The organism is Variovorax multivorans, assembly GCF_051216835.1.
Taxonomy (GTDB): Bacteria; Pseudomonadota; Gammaproteobacteria; order Burkholderiales; family Burkholderiaceae_C; genus Variovorax.
In genome coordinates this window covers 46628-61757 of sequence record NZ_JBPJZL010000023.1, presented here as the reverse complement: position 1 = coordinate 61757, position 15130 = coordinate 46628, and the positions used below count along the sequence as shown (strand labels likewise).

General features: G+C 62.7%; 10 protein-coding genes and 2 pseudogenes. 5 read left to right on the top strand and 7 right to left on the bottom strand.

Annotated features, from left to right (window positions below; genetic code table 11):
• Positions 1-407: 407 nt before the first annotated feature.
• The 3 genes from lhpI to ACSFCA_RS34245 are packed head-to-tail and all read right to left on the bottom strand — an operon-like array spanning position 408 to position 6352.
• The gene (gene lhpI / locus ACSFCA_RS34255; RefSeq protein ID WP_435462642.1) at positions 408-1352 is read right to left on the bottom strand and encodes a bifunctional Delta(1)-pyrroline-2-carboxylate/Delta(1)-piperideine-2-carboxylate reductase; all 945 of its coding nucleotides are present in this window, start codon (positions 1350-1352) and stop codon (positions 408-410) included.
• 40 nt (positions 1353-1392) lie between these two features.
• Positions 1393-4857, bottom strand: a complete 3465-nt coding sequence (locus ACSFCA_RS34250; RefSeq protein WP_435462641.1) for a molybdopterin-dependent oxidoreductase — start codon at positions 4855-4857, stop codon at positions 1393-1395.
• A 16-nt stretch (positions 4858-4873) separates the two neighbouring features.
• Positions 4874-6352, bottom strand: coding sequence for a short-chain fatty acid transporter (locus ACSFCA_RS34245; protein ID WP_435462640.1), 1479 nt, complete (start codon positions 6350-6352; stop codon positions 4874-4876).
• Between the two features lie 142 nt (positions 6353-6494).
• Here ACSFCA_RS34245 and ACSFCA_RS34240 point away from each other — a divergent pair, with 142 nt between their 5' ends.
• Together ACSFCA_RS34240 and ACSFCA_RS34235 are read left to right on the top strand one after the other, a co-directional pair.
• Positions 6495-7436 carry a LysR family transcriptional regulator gene (locus tag ACSFCA_RS34240; RefSeq protein WP_435462639.1) on the top strand — a complete coding sequence of 314 codons (942 nt, stop codon included), beginning with the start codon at positions 6495-6497 and terminating at the stop codon, positions 7434-7436.
• A gap of 188 nt (positions 7437-7624) precedes the next feature.
• Entirely contained in the window at positions 7625-7786 is a 162-nt protein-coding gene (locus ACSFCA_RS34235) for a hypothetical protein (RefSeq protein ID WP_435462638.1), read from the top strand.
• A gap of 444 nt (positions 7787-8230) precedes the next feature.
• Here ACSFCA_RS34235 and ACSFCA_RS34230 read toward each other — a convergent pair.
• Positions 8231-8413 (bottom strand): annotated as a pseudogene (locus ACSFCA_RS34230) (IS110 family transposase); the annotation flags it as partial.
• Positions 8414-8686: 273 nt separating this feature from the next.
• Between ACSFCA_RS34230 and ACSFCA_RS34225 the strand changes: the two are divergent.
• The 3 genes and pseudogenes from ACSFCA_RS34225 to ACSFCA_RS34215 form a co-directional block, all read left to right on the top strand.
• Positions 8687-8914 (top strand): hypothetical protein, encoded by a 228-nt coding sequence (locus tag ACSFCA_RS34225; protein WP_435462637.1) that lies wholly within the window; start codon positions 8687-8689, stop codon positions 8912-8914.
• Positions 8915-9235: 321 nt separating this feature from the next.
• Positions 9236-10567, top strand: coding sequence for an ABC transporter substrate-binding protein (locus ACSFCA_RS34220; protein ID WP_435462636.1), 1332 nt, complete (start codon positions 9236-9238; stop codon positions 10565-10567).
• A gap of 299 nt (positions 10568-10866) precedes the next feature.
• Positions 10867-12159: pseudogene (locus tag ACSFCA_RS34215) on the top strand (IS701 family transposase); the annotation flags it as partial.
• Positions 12160-12292: 133 nt separating this feature from the next.
• Here the strand turns inward: ACSFCA_RS34215 and cysC are convergent.
• The 3 genes from cysC to ACSFCA_RS34200 all read right to left on the bottom strand — a co-directional run bounded on the left by cysC (position 12293) and on the right by ACSFCA_RS34200 (position 15128).
• A complete protein-coding gene (gene cysC / locus ACSFCA_RS34210) occupies positions 12293-12883 on the bottom strand; it encodes an adenylyl-sulfate kinase (RefSeq protein ID WP_435462635.1) in 591 nt (196 codons plus the stop codon).
• A gap of 86 nt (positions 12884-12969) precedes the next feature.
• Positions 12970-14397: a glycosyltransferase gene (locus ACSFCA_RS34205; protein ID WP_435462634.1), complete on the bottom strand. Its 1428-nt coding sequence runs from the start codon at positions 14395-14397 to the stop codon at positions 12970-12972.
• Positions 14394-15128, bottom strand: a complete 735-nt coding sequence (locus ACSFCA_RS34200) for an HAD-IA family hydrolase (protein WP_435462633.1) — start codon at positions 15126-15128, stop codon at positions 14394-14396. Before ACSFCA_RS34200 ends, ACSFCA_RS34205 begins: the two co-directional genes overlap by 4 nt.
• Positions 15129-15130: the final 2 nt, after the last annotated feature.

Here is a 15130-nt window from a genome sequence, read left to right as displayed (position 1 = left end):
CTCCATCAATCCGCACAAACTTTGTCATCCGTTCCCGTTGGCAGAGTCCTCTCGCGAGGAATAACGGGAATCTCGATCATTCCGTGGACCGCTGAGACGCCAGACTTGTGGGTAATTGAAAGGTCCACCGCACGCATACATGATATGAGCAGGGAATCAGCTTGGAATACCACAAATGGGTGAGAGGCTAAGGTGCGTATTGCTACCGCTGAAAATAACGAGCACGGCCTGCACTGAGATTCCTCAACTTAGGGGGCCTACTCAACGGCGCACCGAATTCGCCATGTTCGCTCGGCGAAGGTCCGCACCATCCAAGACCTGCCGCTGTTGGCGCGACCTGTCGAACGATTCAATGACGGGAGCGTGCTCGTAAACGCCCACTTATCGAGTGTTGGTGCGCTTGCGCCTCAGTTCGGATCGGAAGCCTCGTAGACCACCACCGCAGCGGCCAAGTCCTCCAGCGCGGTACCCACAGCCTTGAAGACGGTCCGCCCGTCACTCTCGGCTCGTCCCGGAATCCTGCCCGCGGCCAAATCGGCCAACTCCCCTGCCACATCTGCGGCGGCGAACACGCCGCGCGACATGGGCCCGAGCAGTTCACCGCTCTTCTGCAACGCTTCTTGCGTATCGACAAACAGACGCGCGCCAGCAAAGCAGGCATCGTCGGCCTCGCGCATCTGCGGCGTGAAGCTGCCGATCAGGTCGAGGTGGCTGCGCGGCCGCAGCCACGCGCCCTGCACAAGCGGCTGCGTGGCGAGCGTGGCGCAGCTCACGATGTCGACATCATTCACCGCCTTGGCGAGGTCCGGCGCGACGGCCGCCTCGATGTTCTGCGCGCACAGCCGTGCGGCGAGTACCTTCGCTGCAGATTCGTCGCGGTCCCACACCACTACGCGTTCGATGGGACGCACGGCACGGTAGGCCTCGGGAATAAGACTGCCGACACGCCCGCAGCCGACGACCAGCAGACTGCGCGCATCGGTAGGCGCGAGATAGGAGGCTGCCAGGGCCGATGCGGCAGCAGTGCGCCGCGAAGTGATCTCGTTGCCGTCGATCTGCGCCAGCGGCTCGCCCGTGCTTGCGTCGTACAGCACATAGGTCGAGAACAGTCCGGGCAGGCCGCGCTGCGCGTTGTCCGGGAAGATGGTCACGGTCTTGATGCCCAGGTAGCGGTCGTGCTGCCACGCCGGCATGACCAGCACGGTGCGGGGCGGGTCGTCCGCCCCGGCCTGGAGCGAATGCGTGTGCCGTAAAGGCACCTCGCAGCCAGCGACGAACTTCTCCCGAAGTGCCGGGATCAGGCGGTCGAAGGGCAGCGCACGGCGAGTGCTTTCCGTATCGATGATTTTCATAAGGTTGCGGATGGAATCAAGTGGATGGAAGGGCCCGCAGTCATGCCTCGAGCACCACGTCTTCGAGGGGTACGGCTTGGCAGGTCAGGCACATGGCCAGGTCTTCAGGCTCGCTGCCGTGCAGGTGGCGGACCTTGCCGGCCAGCAGGCGCACGGCGCAGCTCTCGCATTGGCCCACGCGGCAGCCGCTGGCCATCTGCAGGCCGAGCGATTCGCCAAAAGTCAGGAGCGTGCCCTGTCTGGGCGTCCACGTCGCGGGGGCGTGGCCCGAGCGCGCGAAGCTGACGGTGAAGTGCTGGTCGCCGTCGGTGGGCGGCGCGGTGGGCGAGCGGAACACTTCGCTGAAGATGTCGAAGCGCGGAACGCCCCGCGCCATCAACCCGTCGGTCACGGCGTCCATCATGGCGGGTGGTCCGCACATGTAGAAACGGGCGCGCTGCGCGATCAGCGCATCGTCCACCACGCTCGCGTCGATGTAGCGGTTCGACTGGTAGTCGATGCCCAGGCGCTCCTGCGGCCGTGGTGCGTTGTAGTGGTCAACGACCCGCAACTGCGGCAGACGCGCGCGGTGCTGCGCAATGCGCTCGCGAAAAGCGTGGGTCACGCCGTTCTGGTTGGCGTAGTAGAGCCAGATTGCTGGCCCCTGCGCACCGTCGGGCAGCGATTCGAGCAGGCTGATGAAGGGCGTGATGCCGATGCCGCCCGCGAAGAAGACCAGCGGTTGCGGCGAGTGGCGCGGCAGCACGAAGCCGCCTGACGGCGCACGTAGCGCGAGGGTGTCGCCAACCCTCAGCGCGCGGTGCAGATGGCTCGACACGCGCCCCTCGTGCGGCGTGCCGTCGGCCGAGTGGCCGCGCTGGTGGCGCACGGCCACGCTGTAGCTGCGCCGGCCCGGCACCTCGGCCGCGCCCGTGAGCGAGTAGGCGCGTGTGACTTGCGTGCCGTCGTCGAGATGCAATTGCATCTCGACGTGCTGACCGGGGCGGTAGTCGGGCAGCTTGCCGTCGTCGACCGGCTCGAAGTGGATGCCCTGCACACCATCGGCCTCGGGCCGCAGCTCGCTGATGCGGAAGGGACGGTAGCCGGGCCACTTGCGCTGCCGAGTCTCGGTAGCCGGGTCGCGTTCGATGTCGCAGAGAAAGGAGCGGTGCGGCACCGAGCCGCTCACCGGGTCGCGGCTGTCGGCGGATATCAGCGCGTTGAAGTTGCTGCCCAGCGCGCCTTCGACCGGCAGGCCGTCGCGGTCGAGCTCGGGGCAGCCCTGCCACCAGCCGAACTCGGCCACGATGACGTCGTCCGCCAGATGGGGCGTGACGCGTGCGACGAAGCGGGCCTCGCCCACACGCGTGCGGATGCGCATCCAGTCGCCGTCCACGATGCCCTTTGCGGCCGCCAGCGCGGGGCTCAACTCGGCCACCGGATCGGGCGCGCGCTTGCGCAGCGAAGGCAGACTGCGGTGCTGGCTGTGGCAATAGAAGCCGTTCTTGGCCGAACTCAGCACATAGGGAAAGCGGCCCTGACGCGTGGCCTTCGCATCGCGCGGCGTGTCGGCCGGTTCGATGAAGGTGGCGACCGGCGGCTGGCCGTGGCGCAGCAGGGTTTCGGAGTAGAGCTCGACACGGCGCGTCGGGGTGTCGAAGCCGCGCACGCCGGTGGGCGTGGCGCGGGCGTATTTCTGCTCGCTTGCGTCGATGGCGCAGGCAATGCCTTCAGGCCGGGCGCGCAACTGGTCGACCGTGAGGCCGAGCGGCTCGAGAATGTGGTTCCAGCCAGCATCGAGACTGCCGCCGAAGAAGCCGTCACCCATGCCAAGGCGGGTGGCCAGATCGAACAGCACATCGTTGTCGGCGCGCGATTCGCCGCGCGGCGCAACCATGCGCTGGCGCAACTGCACCCAACCGGCCGCGCGGTCGTCGATCTCGAAGCCGATGCGCAGGCCTTCGCGCTCCCATGGCGTATTGACCGGCAGCAGGATGTCGGCGTACCGGGCGGCGGGTGTTTCGAACAAGTCGCAGTGCACGTGGAATTCGAGCTGCGACAGCGCCCGGTACGCGAGCGCGGTGTCGGCCTGCGACACGGGCAGGTTGGTGCCGAAGGCCATCATCGCGCGCACCCTGTAAGGCTCGCCTTCGAGAATCGCGCGGTAGGTGTCGCGCGCCGTCACCCAGCCGTGCGCGGGGGGGCCGATCGGGCGCTCCGCCAGACCGAGCGCCTTTGCGCGCTGCGCGTCAGGCAGCAGTGAAAGTGCGTTGACGGCGTTGACGCGCGGACCGACGCGAACGCGGTTCGCGCCGATGCGGTCGAAGCTGCCGCACAGCGCATACAGCGTGGCGACCGCGCGTTCGGCTTGTGTGGCGTTGGTGTGCTGGCCGATGCCAGTCCAGGCGTGATAGGCCACGCGGCGGCAAGTGCCGAAAAGGTCAGCGACCGCGCGCAACGAGGCTTCAGCAACGCCGGTGATGCGTTCGACATCCGGCGGCGTATAAGCGGCGCAGCCTTGGGCCAGCAGCTCGAAAGCCGGAGCGCACGACAGGCGATGTGCGCCCACATCGATCTCGACCGCGCCGCGCAGGCGAAAGTGGGCTGCGTCCTGGTCTTGCGCCGCCTGCGCGGTGTCATAAGGCACCGCGCAGGCGAGCGCGTCGTTCCACGCCACGAAGCGGTTGCCCTCCGCATCGGGCCACAGGTCCTGCTCGCGCAGGAAGTGTCCGTTGTCGCCGCGCACCAGCAACGGGGCATTGGTCCAAGCGCGCACGAAGTCTTCGTCGAAGCGCGCGTCCGCGATCAGCAGGTGGATCAGCCCCAGCGCCAGTGCCGCATCGGTGCCGGGCCGCACGGGCAACCAAGTGTCGGCCTGCCGCGCGAGCGCCGTGGGGCGCGGATCGATCACCACCATCTTCGCCCCGTTCGCGCGGCCTCGGCCGATGGCATTGGCCTGTGCCAGCCAGGTGTTCGCGGGGTTGTGACCCCACAGCACGATCAGTTCGGCCTGCGCGTAGTCGGCCGCGGGCATGCCGCAGCCGAAGGTGAAGGCGTGCGCGAAGTCCTTGTGCCAGTTGCAGACCTCGGTTGCGTAGCAGATGTTGGGGCTGCCGAAGAGGCGCACGAAGCGCTCGATCCAATCGATGCTGTCCGTCAGTGGTGTGCCGCTGGGCGTGGTCACGGCGAACACCACCGACTCGGCGCCGCTCTCGGCCTTGATGGTGCCCAGGCGCTGCGCGGTCTCGGCCAGCGCCTCGTCCCAGCCGATGCGCACCCAGCCCGGATCCGCTTCGGTCTTGGGCCTGGTGCGGCGCATCGGGTAGCGCAGGCGGTGCGGGCTGTGCACAAGCTCGGGCGCGGCCTTGCCCTTTATGCACATCGCCTGGCCGGTGGGGTGCGAGGCGTCGGGCCGCACCGACACCAGCATGTCGCCGCGCACCTCGTTGAGCGTGCCGCAGCGCGAACGGCAGAGCGTGCAGTAGCCCTGCTTGGTTTGCGTTGCCGCCGTCGTCGTCACTTGCATCCGGAACCTGCGCGACTCAAGGAATCACCGGCGCGACATAGCTCAGCGTGCGACCGAAGAACCAGAGCATGAAGAGCACCAGCGGCGCATGCACCAGCAATTGCAGGAAAGTAAAGCCCACGATGTCGCGTGCCTTCAGCGAGAGCACGCCCAGCAGCGGCAGCATCCAGAACGGGTTGATCAGGTTGGGCAGCGCCTCGGCCGCGTTGTAGACCTGCACGGCCCAGCCCAGGTGTACCTTTAGGTCGTTGGCCGCCTGCATGACGTAGGGCGCCTCGATGATCCACTTGCCGCCACCCGAGGGAATGAAGAAGCCCAGCACGGCGGAATACGCCCCCATCACCACGGCGAAACTGTCGACGTTGGAGATGTTCACGAACAGGTGCGCGATGCGGTCCGACAGCGTGATGCCTCCGTCGCCCTTGGCGGCGGTCAGCATGGCCGCGATGGCACCGTACAGCGGGAACTGGATGATCACGCCCGCCGTCGACGGCACCGAACGCGACACCGCGTCGAGAAAGCTGCGCGGGCGCCAGTGCAGCAGCAGCCCGATCATGAGGAACAGCAGGTTGTAGGTGTTGAGGCCCGAGATCGCGATCAGCGGGCTTTTGACCATGAACTCCTGCGCCAGCCAGCCGAAGCCCAGCGCGCACAGGAGCAGCGTGAGCAACGGGCTGCGTTCGAACCACTCGCCGGGGCGGCGCCCGGCGGACTCGGGGGGCGCCGGCTTCGCTTCCGCGAGATCTACGCCCAGGTCCTGCGCCGTGACCGCGTGCTTCGCGTCGGGCGCCGACCACAGTGCGATGGCCACCGACACGACGATCAACACCAGTGCCATGACGACCGACTGCCACAGAAAGATGGTCTGGCTGAACGGGATCACGCCGGTGATGTCAAGAATGCTCTTGGGCAGACTGCTGGCGTTGGCCTGCAACTGCGCCGCCGACGAGCTGAGCCCCAACGCCCAGGTCGCGCCCATGCCGAGGTAGGCGGCCGCGCCGCCGGCACGGTAGTCCATGCGCAGGTCGAGGCGGCCGGCCAGCGCGCGCACATAGAGCGCGCTGAAGATCAGCGAAATGCCCCAGTTAAAGAGCGACAGGATCATGCTGATCGCCGCCACGTACGCGATGGCCTGGCGCCCCGACACGGGCAATGCGGCCAGCTTGCGGATGAGTCGCGCGGCCGGCGGCGAGGTCGCCACCACGTAGCCGCCGATGGCCACCAGCGCCATCTGCATCGTGAAAACAATCAGGCTCCAGAAGCCATCGCCGAAGGACTTGGCCACCGCCTGCGGGCTCGATCCGTTGAGCAGCGCGGCGCCCGCGACCACCACCACGGCGATGGCCGCGAACACGAAGGCGTCGGGAAACCAGCGCTCGGCCCAGGCTGTGAAGCGCAGGCCCAGACGGCTCAACAGCCCAGCATCGGCCGGGGCGTCTTGGGGTAGAGGAGGGTGGGCGCCGGAGCCGGCGGAAGTCTGTGATGTCGATGGCATAGGTTTCTCCTGCTGCTGCTGCTGCTGCTGGAACTGTGGGCGTCCTCGTCACACGCCTGACACGGCGTGCTGCTCGGATGTTATGAATTGCCATCGACAATTCATAATCTCTATTTTCAATAGAGCGATATAGGGTGTATCTATGTCGATAACGATCAAGCAACTGCAACACTTCGTGGCTGCTGCGCACACGGGACAGGTGTCCCGCGCGGCCCAGCGCTGCTATGTGAGTCAGCCGTCGCTGACCACTTCGCTCAAGAACCTGGAGTCCACGCTGAAGGTGCAGCTCTTTACGCGGCACTCCGACGGGCTGCGGCTCACGGTGCAGGGCGAGGGCTTTCTTCGGCACGCGGAGCACATGCTGCACACGCTCGAGGCGGCGGTGGAGGAAACGCGTAACTCGGTGTCCTCGGTCGAGGGGCGGGTGCAGATCGCCATCACCGACACCGTGTCCGAATACATGCTGCCGAAGATCATCGGCGCGATGCGCAGGCAACTGCCGCTGGTCGAGTTCGAGCCCGTGGAGCGCAACCGGCTCGAGATCGAGGATGGCCTGCGCAGCGGCGAGTTTGACCTGGCCGTGGTACTGGTGTCGAACCTCTCTCGCGCGCCGGACATCCGGCGCGAGAACCTGCTGAAGTCGCAGCGCCGCCTGTGGACGTCGTTCGACCATCCGCTGGTGGCGCAGAAGTCGGTGTCGCTGCGTGAGATCGCGCAGTTGCCCTTCGTGCTGCTGGACATGGACGAGCACGTGGACACCGTTGGCCGCTACTGGGGTGCGATGAAACTCAAGCCCAAGGTGGTGTTCCGCACCAAATCGATCGAGGCCGTGCGCAGCCTCGTTGCACAGAACGTGGGTGTGACTATCTTGTCAGATCTGGTGTTTCGCCCTTGGTCGCACGACGGCGGGCGCATCCGCAGGACGGTGATGTCGAGCGCGGTGCCCTCGATGGACCTGGGGCTGGCCTACCGGCGCGGGGCCGTTCTTTCCGAGGCCACTGCAGCCTCCGCGAGTACCTTGCGGTTGCTGGCCAAGACGCTGACGAGAGAGTCACAACCGCGTATGGGCGACGAGCCGCAGTAGATTTCGAGTTTGGTCACTTCCGCCACCGGCGGTCACAGCTTTCGCTCCGCCAGAGTTCGTGTCCTGGCACCAGTGACCAGTCCCATTTGTATGGACTCCGCTGGAGGCGCGGCGAGGGCGAGGCCACTTTCATGATCCGATCAGATACCGCAAGACTAGCAGCACGGGAGACTTCCAGAATACTGGGCATGAACAACCAGCGCTCTGCCGTTTTTGCGGCGTTTGTATCGGTTCACAAGATGTCCGGTTCGCGCCGCTCATCGCGAGGGGCGTTCCGTCACTGTGAAGATGCCGCGCCGCTCCTGCTGAACGTGTTGCCAAAACTGAGAAAACATGACGTCGCAATTTGAACTGACCCCGACCAACAAGAAACCCCGGCGCAAGCACAGCGTTTTGCCAAAACCGAGCTCGCACCGCTGCTGGCGCGCATGCGTTGCCAACCATTCCATCAAGTAGTCCCATTGTTGCGCCTCCGAGCTCAATTGATCATGCGACCGTTGGAGGTCTTCAAAAGCTGTGCGATTAGGGAACGTCTTATATGGGCGCCTCCCGGATCGCAAGTAACTCGTGGATGTGAAGAAGCAGGAGGCAGGGCTGCAGTCTTATATCCGGCCTGTTGTGCAGGCGGATATGCCTGCTGGCCCTGATGGTTTTCGCTGACAAGGTTCCCATCTGAACATCGAGCTTGGTGCTCTCGTTCCCTATCGGAGTGTCCTCGTCCCGGTCCGACCTGTCTGGCCCATCACACGCGTGGTCGCTTGCTCTCCTTTAAATCGGGTGCAAAGACTTCCCTGTCAGTGCGATGCCTGCCAGGCCTCGGGCCGCCAGGCTTGTCCGCGCGCCAGCACCGCCCAGATCGTTCGCGCCAACTTGTTCGCGACCGCGGCGACAGCCACGCTGTACGGTCGGCGCTGCAACAGAGCTGCCAGCCATGGCCATGTCGAGCTGTCCTTTGCTCTGATCACGACGGCTCGAGCGACTACTACCCCAGTGGCTGTAGAGAAATTGAGGCAGCAGGATTGGCGGTTGCATCGGGTGTATGGAGGACTCGCGTACCGTGCACGCCGGATCTGGCAAGCAGAGGATTGCCCCCAAAAATGAGCAGCTGCATTTCATTGCGACTGACTAGTCGAGAGCATTCCTCTTTGTAAATAATCCCCACATCGTAGTTTCTTGATGATGCGCATGCCTGTGTTGTCCGTAGAGCCGATTTTTGTGACAAGGACAGCAGCGAATGCAGATGCCGACTTTTGGCGATAGTGAAGGCGCAGTGTGCGAGCACCATTACCGGCCGAGGAATCGCTGGCTTTGCGTTGATCGGCGTCGTGATCGCGATGGTGATCGTGGCCGTTCCTGCGGCGATCACCACACGCAACTATCGCGACGATGTGCTGCGCGATCAGTTCGGGGGTGGCATCGTCGCCCGATTTTTAGTCCCATGGCCTTTCACTGCACGGTGGTCTTCCTCAGCCTGCTGATCACGGGCACCCCTGCAGCCTGTCGAGGCAGAGCCGGGCGTATGCCGACAACTATCGGGACCGGCAAATTGATCCTGCCGTCGCTGGTTGCACGCTATATGGTGATCCCCTGGGCCATGCAGGACCTGCGCCTCGTCAGTGTCGGCAGACGCGCGCGCTGCCGGTGGCCGCATCTCTGTTCATCACAGGTATGGGCGTAGGCTGGGGCGAGGTGATCGCAACGGACGGCCTCATCGCCATTCCGCCACTGGTCTTCACCTTCGCGGCGGCTCGACAAATTCCCACAGGACTGACCGCGAGTGCGGTGAAAGGATGATCCCCATGAAACGACGCGACATGCTGGCGCACACAACGCTGGCCGTTTTCGGCGCCAGCCTGCCGCTGGCCTCTACCCGCGCACAAGACCGATTCTCACGTTACCGCGGACAGGTCGTGAGAATGAGTATTCCGGTGCATCCGCACTACGATGCGATGCTCGAACTGCTACCGGTGTTCACACGCGAGAGCGGCATCAAGGTCGAGGTTGACCGGTTACCGATCCCGAAAATGAAGGAAAGACAACTCGCTGAGCTCGCCAAGCCGCAGAGCATTTTCGATCTGGCATGCTACGTGGTCATGTGGAAGAGCGAGTACGTCCGCAAGAACCTCGTGCACGAACTCGACACGTTTCTGAAGAACCCAGCTCTCGCGGATCCGGCTTTCGACATGGCGGACATCGCGCCCAACTACTTGGAGAATTTGGGACTGGTTGGCGGCTGGCGCGGCTACCTTGCGGGACCGACGGCGAAACTCTACGGACTGCCCTACGGCGCGGAGACATCGATTCTCGCCTACCGCACCGACATCTTCGCGAAGCACGGGCTCGTTGTGCCTGCCACGTATTTCGAGCTCGAGCACCTGCTGCCGTTGCTGCGCGACAAGTCCGGCATCGGCGCACTGAGTTCGCGTGGGCGGGTGGGCCATCAGTGTGTGCATGCATGGCTGCTACACCTCAATCCGATCGGTGGCAAGGTATTCAACCTCGATTGGTCGGCGCGCGCCAACGATGCCAAGGGTCTGCGTGCGCTGGAGTTGCTGAAGTTGGTGATCGAAACCGGACCGAAGGACGCCGTCGAATTCGATCAGTCGGCCATGATGAACGCTTTCCTGCAAGGCGAAGCCGCGATGTACCTCGATTCGACCGTGATCTTCGGTGCCGTGCGCGACCCGCAGCAATCGAAGATCGTCGGCAAAGTCGCATATGCGCGGCACCCGAAAGCCTATGTCCATGCCTCGCAGTCGGGTGGCCTCGGCCTCGCGATTCCTCGCACCGCAAGGAATGCCGAGGCTGGCTTCCTGCTGATGCAGTGGCTGACCTCAAAAGCGCAGGACAAGGCGGTGTGCCGCTTGGGCGGCGCACCCACGCGGCTGTCGACGCTCCAGGACGAGGCGTTGACGCGGCAGTACCCGGAGTATCTGACAATGCGTTCGCAGATTCAGGATGCCTCGCCCGATTGGCGGCCGATCATCGCGGAGTGGGACGAGATCAACACGCAAGCGCTAGGCACGAGTATCGGCGATGCGCTGCACGGCAAGGTTTCATCGCAGCAGGCACTTGACGGTGCGAACCAGAAGATCGCAGCCATCATGCGCCGCAGCGGCTACAAAGGTTGACCATTCGTACGCTTCGAAGTGAGCCTATTGCCCGGTGTTTCCTTTCCTCTCTTCTCAGGTGAGGCGGCCGACCAATACTGTCTCAGTATCCGGGCGTTCTTGCTGGTCAAGGCAAGTGCCGCTTCTGCCACCCAGATCTTTTTCTCAAGCGAACTACCCATTGCGATATTGGTCGCTTCGCTTATCGGCAGGCAGTTCGGGAACCTCGACCGTGGAGCCGAAATTGAGCAGCAGACTGTTAATCTTACTGTGTCATAAATGAAATAATGCGATCCTCTCGTCTTCGCACCGGAGGATTGATGAATGCAGCAGAGCGCTTCGATAGCTACCTGGAGCACTTGAGCGCAGGCTTGGGTCACATGGACCGGCACGCCGGCCTTCGTGGTTACTGCACGGGCCTGATGCTCCCCCTGTCGCGCAAGAGCGTGGAGCCCATGGCCGCGCGGGTGGATCCGACGCATGCCAGCGCGCGGCACCGAGCACTGCATCACTTCGTGGCCAAGGCCGAGTGGTCTGACACGCAGATGCTCCGTCGCGTGTGTCAATGGGTGATGCCCAGGATGGACTTCAGCCAGGGCGGCTGGTGGATCATCGACGACACCGAGTTCCCGAAGAAGGGGTGCCATTCGGTCGGGGTCACGCGCCAGTACTGCGGGATGCTGGGCAAGCAGGACAACTGCCAGGTGGCCGTGAGCATCTCGCTTGCAAGCAACCAGGGCAGCCTGCCCGTGGCTTGGCAGTTGTACCTGCCCGAGGATTGGGCGTCAGATCCTGAACGTCGCGCCAAGGCCGGCGTTCCCGATGAAGTGCGCTTCGCCACGAAGACGCAGATCGCGCTGCAGCAATTGCGTACGCTGCTGGATGAAGGCGCGCCGCGCCATTGCGTGCTGGCCGATGCTGGCTACGGCGTGGACAACGCTTTTCGTCAGGCGCTCAGCGATATGGGCTTGCTCTATGCGGTAGGTGTCACATCTGCCGTTGTGGTCTGGCCGCCTGGCGTTCAGCCGCTGCCACCCCAGCCTTACAGCGGCATGGGCCGACTGCCAGTGATGCCCAGGCGCACGGCGGCACTGCATGAGCGTCAAGGCATTGGCGCAGTCCCTGCCAAGCCGAGCGTTCCAGAACATCAGTTGGCGCGAGGGAACCAACGACACACTGAACGGCCGCTTTGCGGCCGTGCGGGTGCGCCACGCCGGCGGCAATACGGGCAAGGCACGCCTGCGTCCCGAGCAGTGGCTGCTCATCGAGTGGCCGGCAAGCGACGCTGAACCGAGCAAGTACTTCCTGTCCACCTTGCCAGAGGACACGCCGATCAACGAGTTGGTCGACGTGGCCCATCAGCGCTGGCGCATCGAGCGCGACTACCAGGATCTGAAGCAGGACTTCGGTCTCGGCCATTACGAGGGCCGAGGTTGGCGAGGGTTCCACCACCATGCCGCCTTGAGCATCGCGGCCTACGGGTTCCTGATGGCTGAACGCCTCGTCGCCGACAAGTCTGTCGGCGGTAAAAAAACTTCATCGAACGCCAGGTGCCTGCCGTTCCCGAGGATTACGTCCCCCGCGGAAGTCCTGCGCGCGCAGCGCCACGTGGCGACGTCGATCACGACACTGCGCCATCGACTGAGCTACCAACTGATCGCTCGTCTCGGGCAGTGCCCCTGCTGCGGAAGGGCGGGCGTAAAGCTACTCTTGTGACACAGTAAGACTAGAACTCGGGTTTTCGATTTAGCAGGTCGAAAGCAGCAAAATTTTTTGCACTGCCTCCTCAACAGTAACTTCAGCCGTGTCGATTTTAACGTCGGGCGATTGCGGGATTTCGTAGGGGGCATCCCAGCCTGTTAGTTGGCATAATTGACCTTGACGCGCGCGCGCGTACAGTCCCTTGGGATCGCGCGCGATGCAGGTCGTCAGACTGCTGCTTACATGCACTTCGAAGAATTGGTGTGGCTGGAACAGTGCACGCACCAGCCCTCGATCTTTCGAGTATGGAGAAATGGCCGTGACAATCACGATCAATCCGGCGTCGACGATGCTGTGCGCCAGGTAGCCGAGGCGGCGCACGTTTTCGCTGCGGTCGGCTTGGCTGAATTTCAGATCGGCATTTAGTCCTTGTCGGGCGACATCGGCATCGACAACATAGGCGTGTTTCCCGTTTTGCCAGAGGCTCAACTCCAGCGCGCTGGCAATGGTGCTCTTGCCCGCACCAGATAGCCCCGTCAGCCAAAAGCATGCAGGGCTTTGCTTCAGCCGCGCTGCACGGTCATCTGGCCCAATCGCTCGGGACAACGGTACGGTGTGGATTGCATCGGGGAGCATGGTATTCCTTTCGCTGTTTCAGGTTGGGGCGGACGCTGCAAGCGGGTGCAGACGCGCCTTGCAGGCCATTCAATAGGCAGCGCGCGTCAGCGCACGCCAGCCGGATCACGCCGCTCAAAACTCGTCAGAGCCGACCGAATCGCTCTATACCATTTTGGAATTTGTGAGATCTGCGTACTCGAGTGCAAACAGTTTGCGCGCCCGGTTTTGGCCATCAATTCGAAGTCACCATAACGGGTCGCAAGGCGATGCATCATTTCTGCCGCTTTGACCTCGATGTCCGGCTCGTCGAGGACAACGCCATTCAGTCCATTTGTGATTTGCGTTTTCAGACCAAAGGCGGACGACACCACAACTGGTTTTCCTCGGAACAAGGCCTCCGTTGTTGTCAGCCCGAAGCCCTCTTCGCGGGAGAGCTGGAATACCCCATGCGCGCTCTGTTGTAGCCGACCGACAATTTCGGCATTCGCGTCGTTGTCCTTCATCGAGACACAGGCCAGGTACACGCGCAGCCGCACCTGCTTGGGTAATTGGGAGCACAGGGTCACACATTGCTCGAAATACGCCCGCCCTTCCGGATCGTCAGCAACGGCCATGGGATCCGGTCCAGCGATCACCAGACGCATATCGGACACCTCGTCGAACGCCGCCGTCATGAAGCGCTCGAAGGCAGCAATGATCCGGTCAATACCTTTCAGTCCATCCCACCTGGATACGTGCAAAAAATACCGCGAGTCGAGAATGTTCTGAAGTGTTGGGCCGGGCTCTGAATCGCAGTTGTTAAACAAAACCAAATTTTCCAGCGACTGGCCAACTGGCCCCGTATGGTTGCGGTTCTTGCTTGAGAACGGACTGATCGATGGCTGGATAATGTCTATAGGGCGGCTTGTTTCAAAGGCATATCTCTTATTGCTTAAGACAATGCGCTCAAATGGATGGAGATATTCCCCCAAAAGCTGCCATATTTTGTCGACCGTAGAGGTCTGTTCAGGGTAGCCGATATGGCATCGCCAGATGGCTGGGTGCGGATGAGAATCCAGAAACTGTGATACAGCACAAAGAGGCTGAGGATCATGAGTAACCAGAAAATCATCAGGCTCGATGATTCTCTCCAGCTCCATGGCGCCTTGATTTGATTCCGCCAAGTAGTGCGGCAACAATTCATTCAGGCCTACCGCCGCGGCGTTGTGAAGGGAATTGTGAATTCCCTTGGTGAATTGAAAGAAATGTTCTTCTTTTGGTTTGAAGATGAGCCAGCGCGCATCAAAGCCAAGTTCTCGAAGGAGGCATATGTGGTGCGGAAGCATTTCGGCCACCCCGCCGCCGAATGCGGTGGAGTTTATATGCCAAATACAACGATTGCCGATCTTGTCTCGAGTTTCTCTGGAGGAACAAAATAGCTCAGCGAGAAGCTCCTTGTAGTCCTCGGGCTTCGCGATGTACTTTTCAAGTACCGAGCCTTCTACCAGCACCTCATCAAATAGCGGTGTGCGGCCTTGTGTTGATACTTTCATTGCGTGGCCTTTATTTTTATCTGGTCGGCAAGTTCGGCGCAGCCGCTTACAAAGGAAATCTTACGAAAATCCTCTATCCAGCCGTCGATGTCGCGGTGGCCTTTGGCATTGAGGCCGACACCGATGCAGGCGCACCCTGCAGCGATTGCCGCTTCAATTCCGGTTCGGGAGTCCTCAAAAACCAGGCATCTTTTGGGAGAGATACGCAACATGCGCAACAGCGTTTGATAGGGTTGCGGATGCGGTTTTCCCTGGCTCACGTCCTCGGCCGCAATCATGATTTTTGGGCAAGAGATTCCGACCGTCGCGAGCCGGGCAAGCGCAGAAACCCTGGCCGAAGAGGTCACGATGGATTTCCGTGCGGCAGGGATCGAGCCATAGAACTCTGCGGCGCCCCGGATCGGTTGCAGCAGTCCCATCGCCTGGATCTCGTAATTCGCAATGCGGGCTGCTTCGCGTTCGGGCGAGAGGCCGGGCGCAATCGACGCCACCAAGTCGACATCCCGGCGGGAGGCCGACATCCGCATGACGTGATCCGGAGAAATCTGCGCTTCCCGCGCCCAGCGGCGGAGTGCGCTTTCGATCACTGCCTCCGAATCCACAAGGACTCCGTCCAGATCAAAGGCCACGTGATCGTAGTCTTCGATCCGAATTTCGGTCATGGCTTCTTCCGGGGGATCTCCCAGCCACGGGACGAACCGGTGGTGGGTCTTTTTTGTTTGATCCTTCACGG

Bases quoted from the DNA above. Each gene is read 5' to 3' on its own strand.
- ACSFCA_RS34240 (WP_435462639.1), top strand. From the start codon at position 6,495: ATGTCGATAACGATCAAGCAACTGCAACACTTCGTGGCTGCTGCGCAC.
- lhpI (WP_435462642.1), bottom strand. From the start codon at position 1,352: ATGAAAATCATCGATACGGAAAGCACTCGCCGTGCGCTGCCCTTCGAC.
- ACSFCA_RS34250 (WP_435462641.1), bottom strand. From the start codon at position 4,857: ATGCAAGTGACGACGACGGCGGCAACGCAAACCAAGCAGGGCTACTGC.
- ACSFCA_RS34235 (WP_435462638.1), top strand. From the start codon at position 7,625: ATGAACAACCAGCGCTCTGCCGTTTTTGCGGCGTTTGTATCGGTTCAC.
- ACSFCA_RS34205 (WP_435462634.1), bottom strand. From the start codon at position 14,397: ATGAAAGTATCAACACAAGGCCGCACACCGCTATTTGATGAGGTGCTG.
- ACSFCA_RS34245 (WP_435462640.1), bottom strand. From the start codon at position 6,352: ATGCCATCGACATCACAGACTTCCGCCGGCTCCGGCGCCCACCCTCCT.
- cysC (WP_435462635.1), bottom strand. From the start codon at position 12,883: ATGCTCCCCGATGCAATCCACACCGTACCGTTGTCCCGAGCGATTGGG.
- ACSFCA_RS34220 (WP_435462636.1), top strand. From the start codon at position 9,236: ATGAAACGACGCGACATGCTGGCGCACACAACGCTGGCCGTTTTCGGC.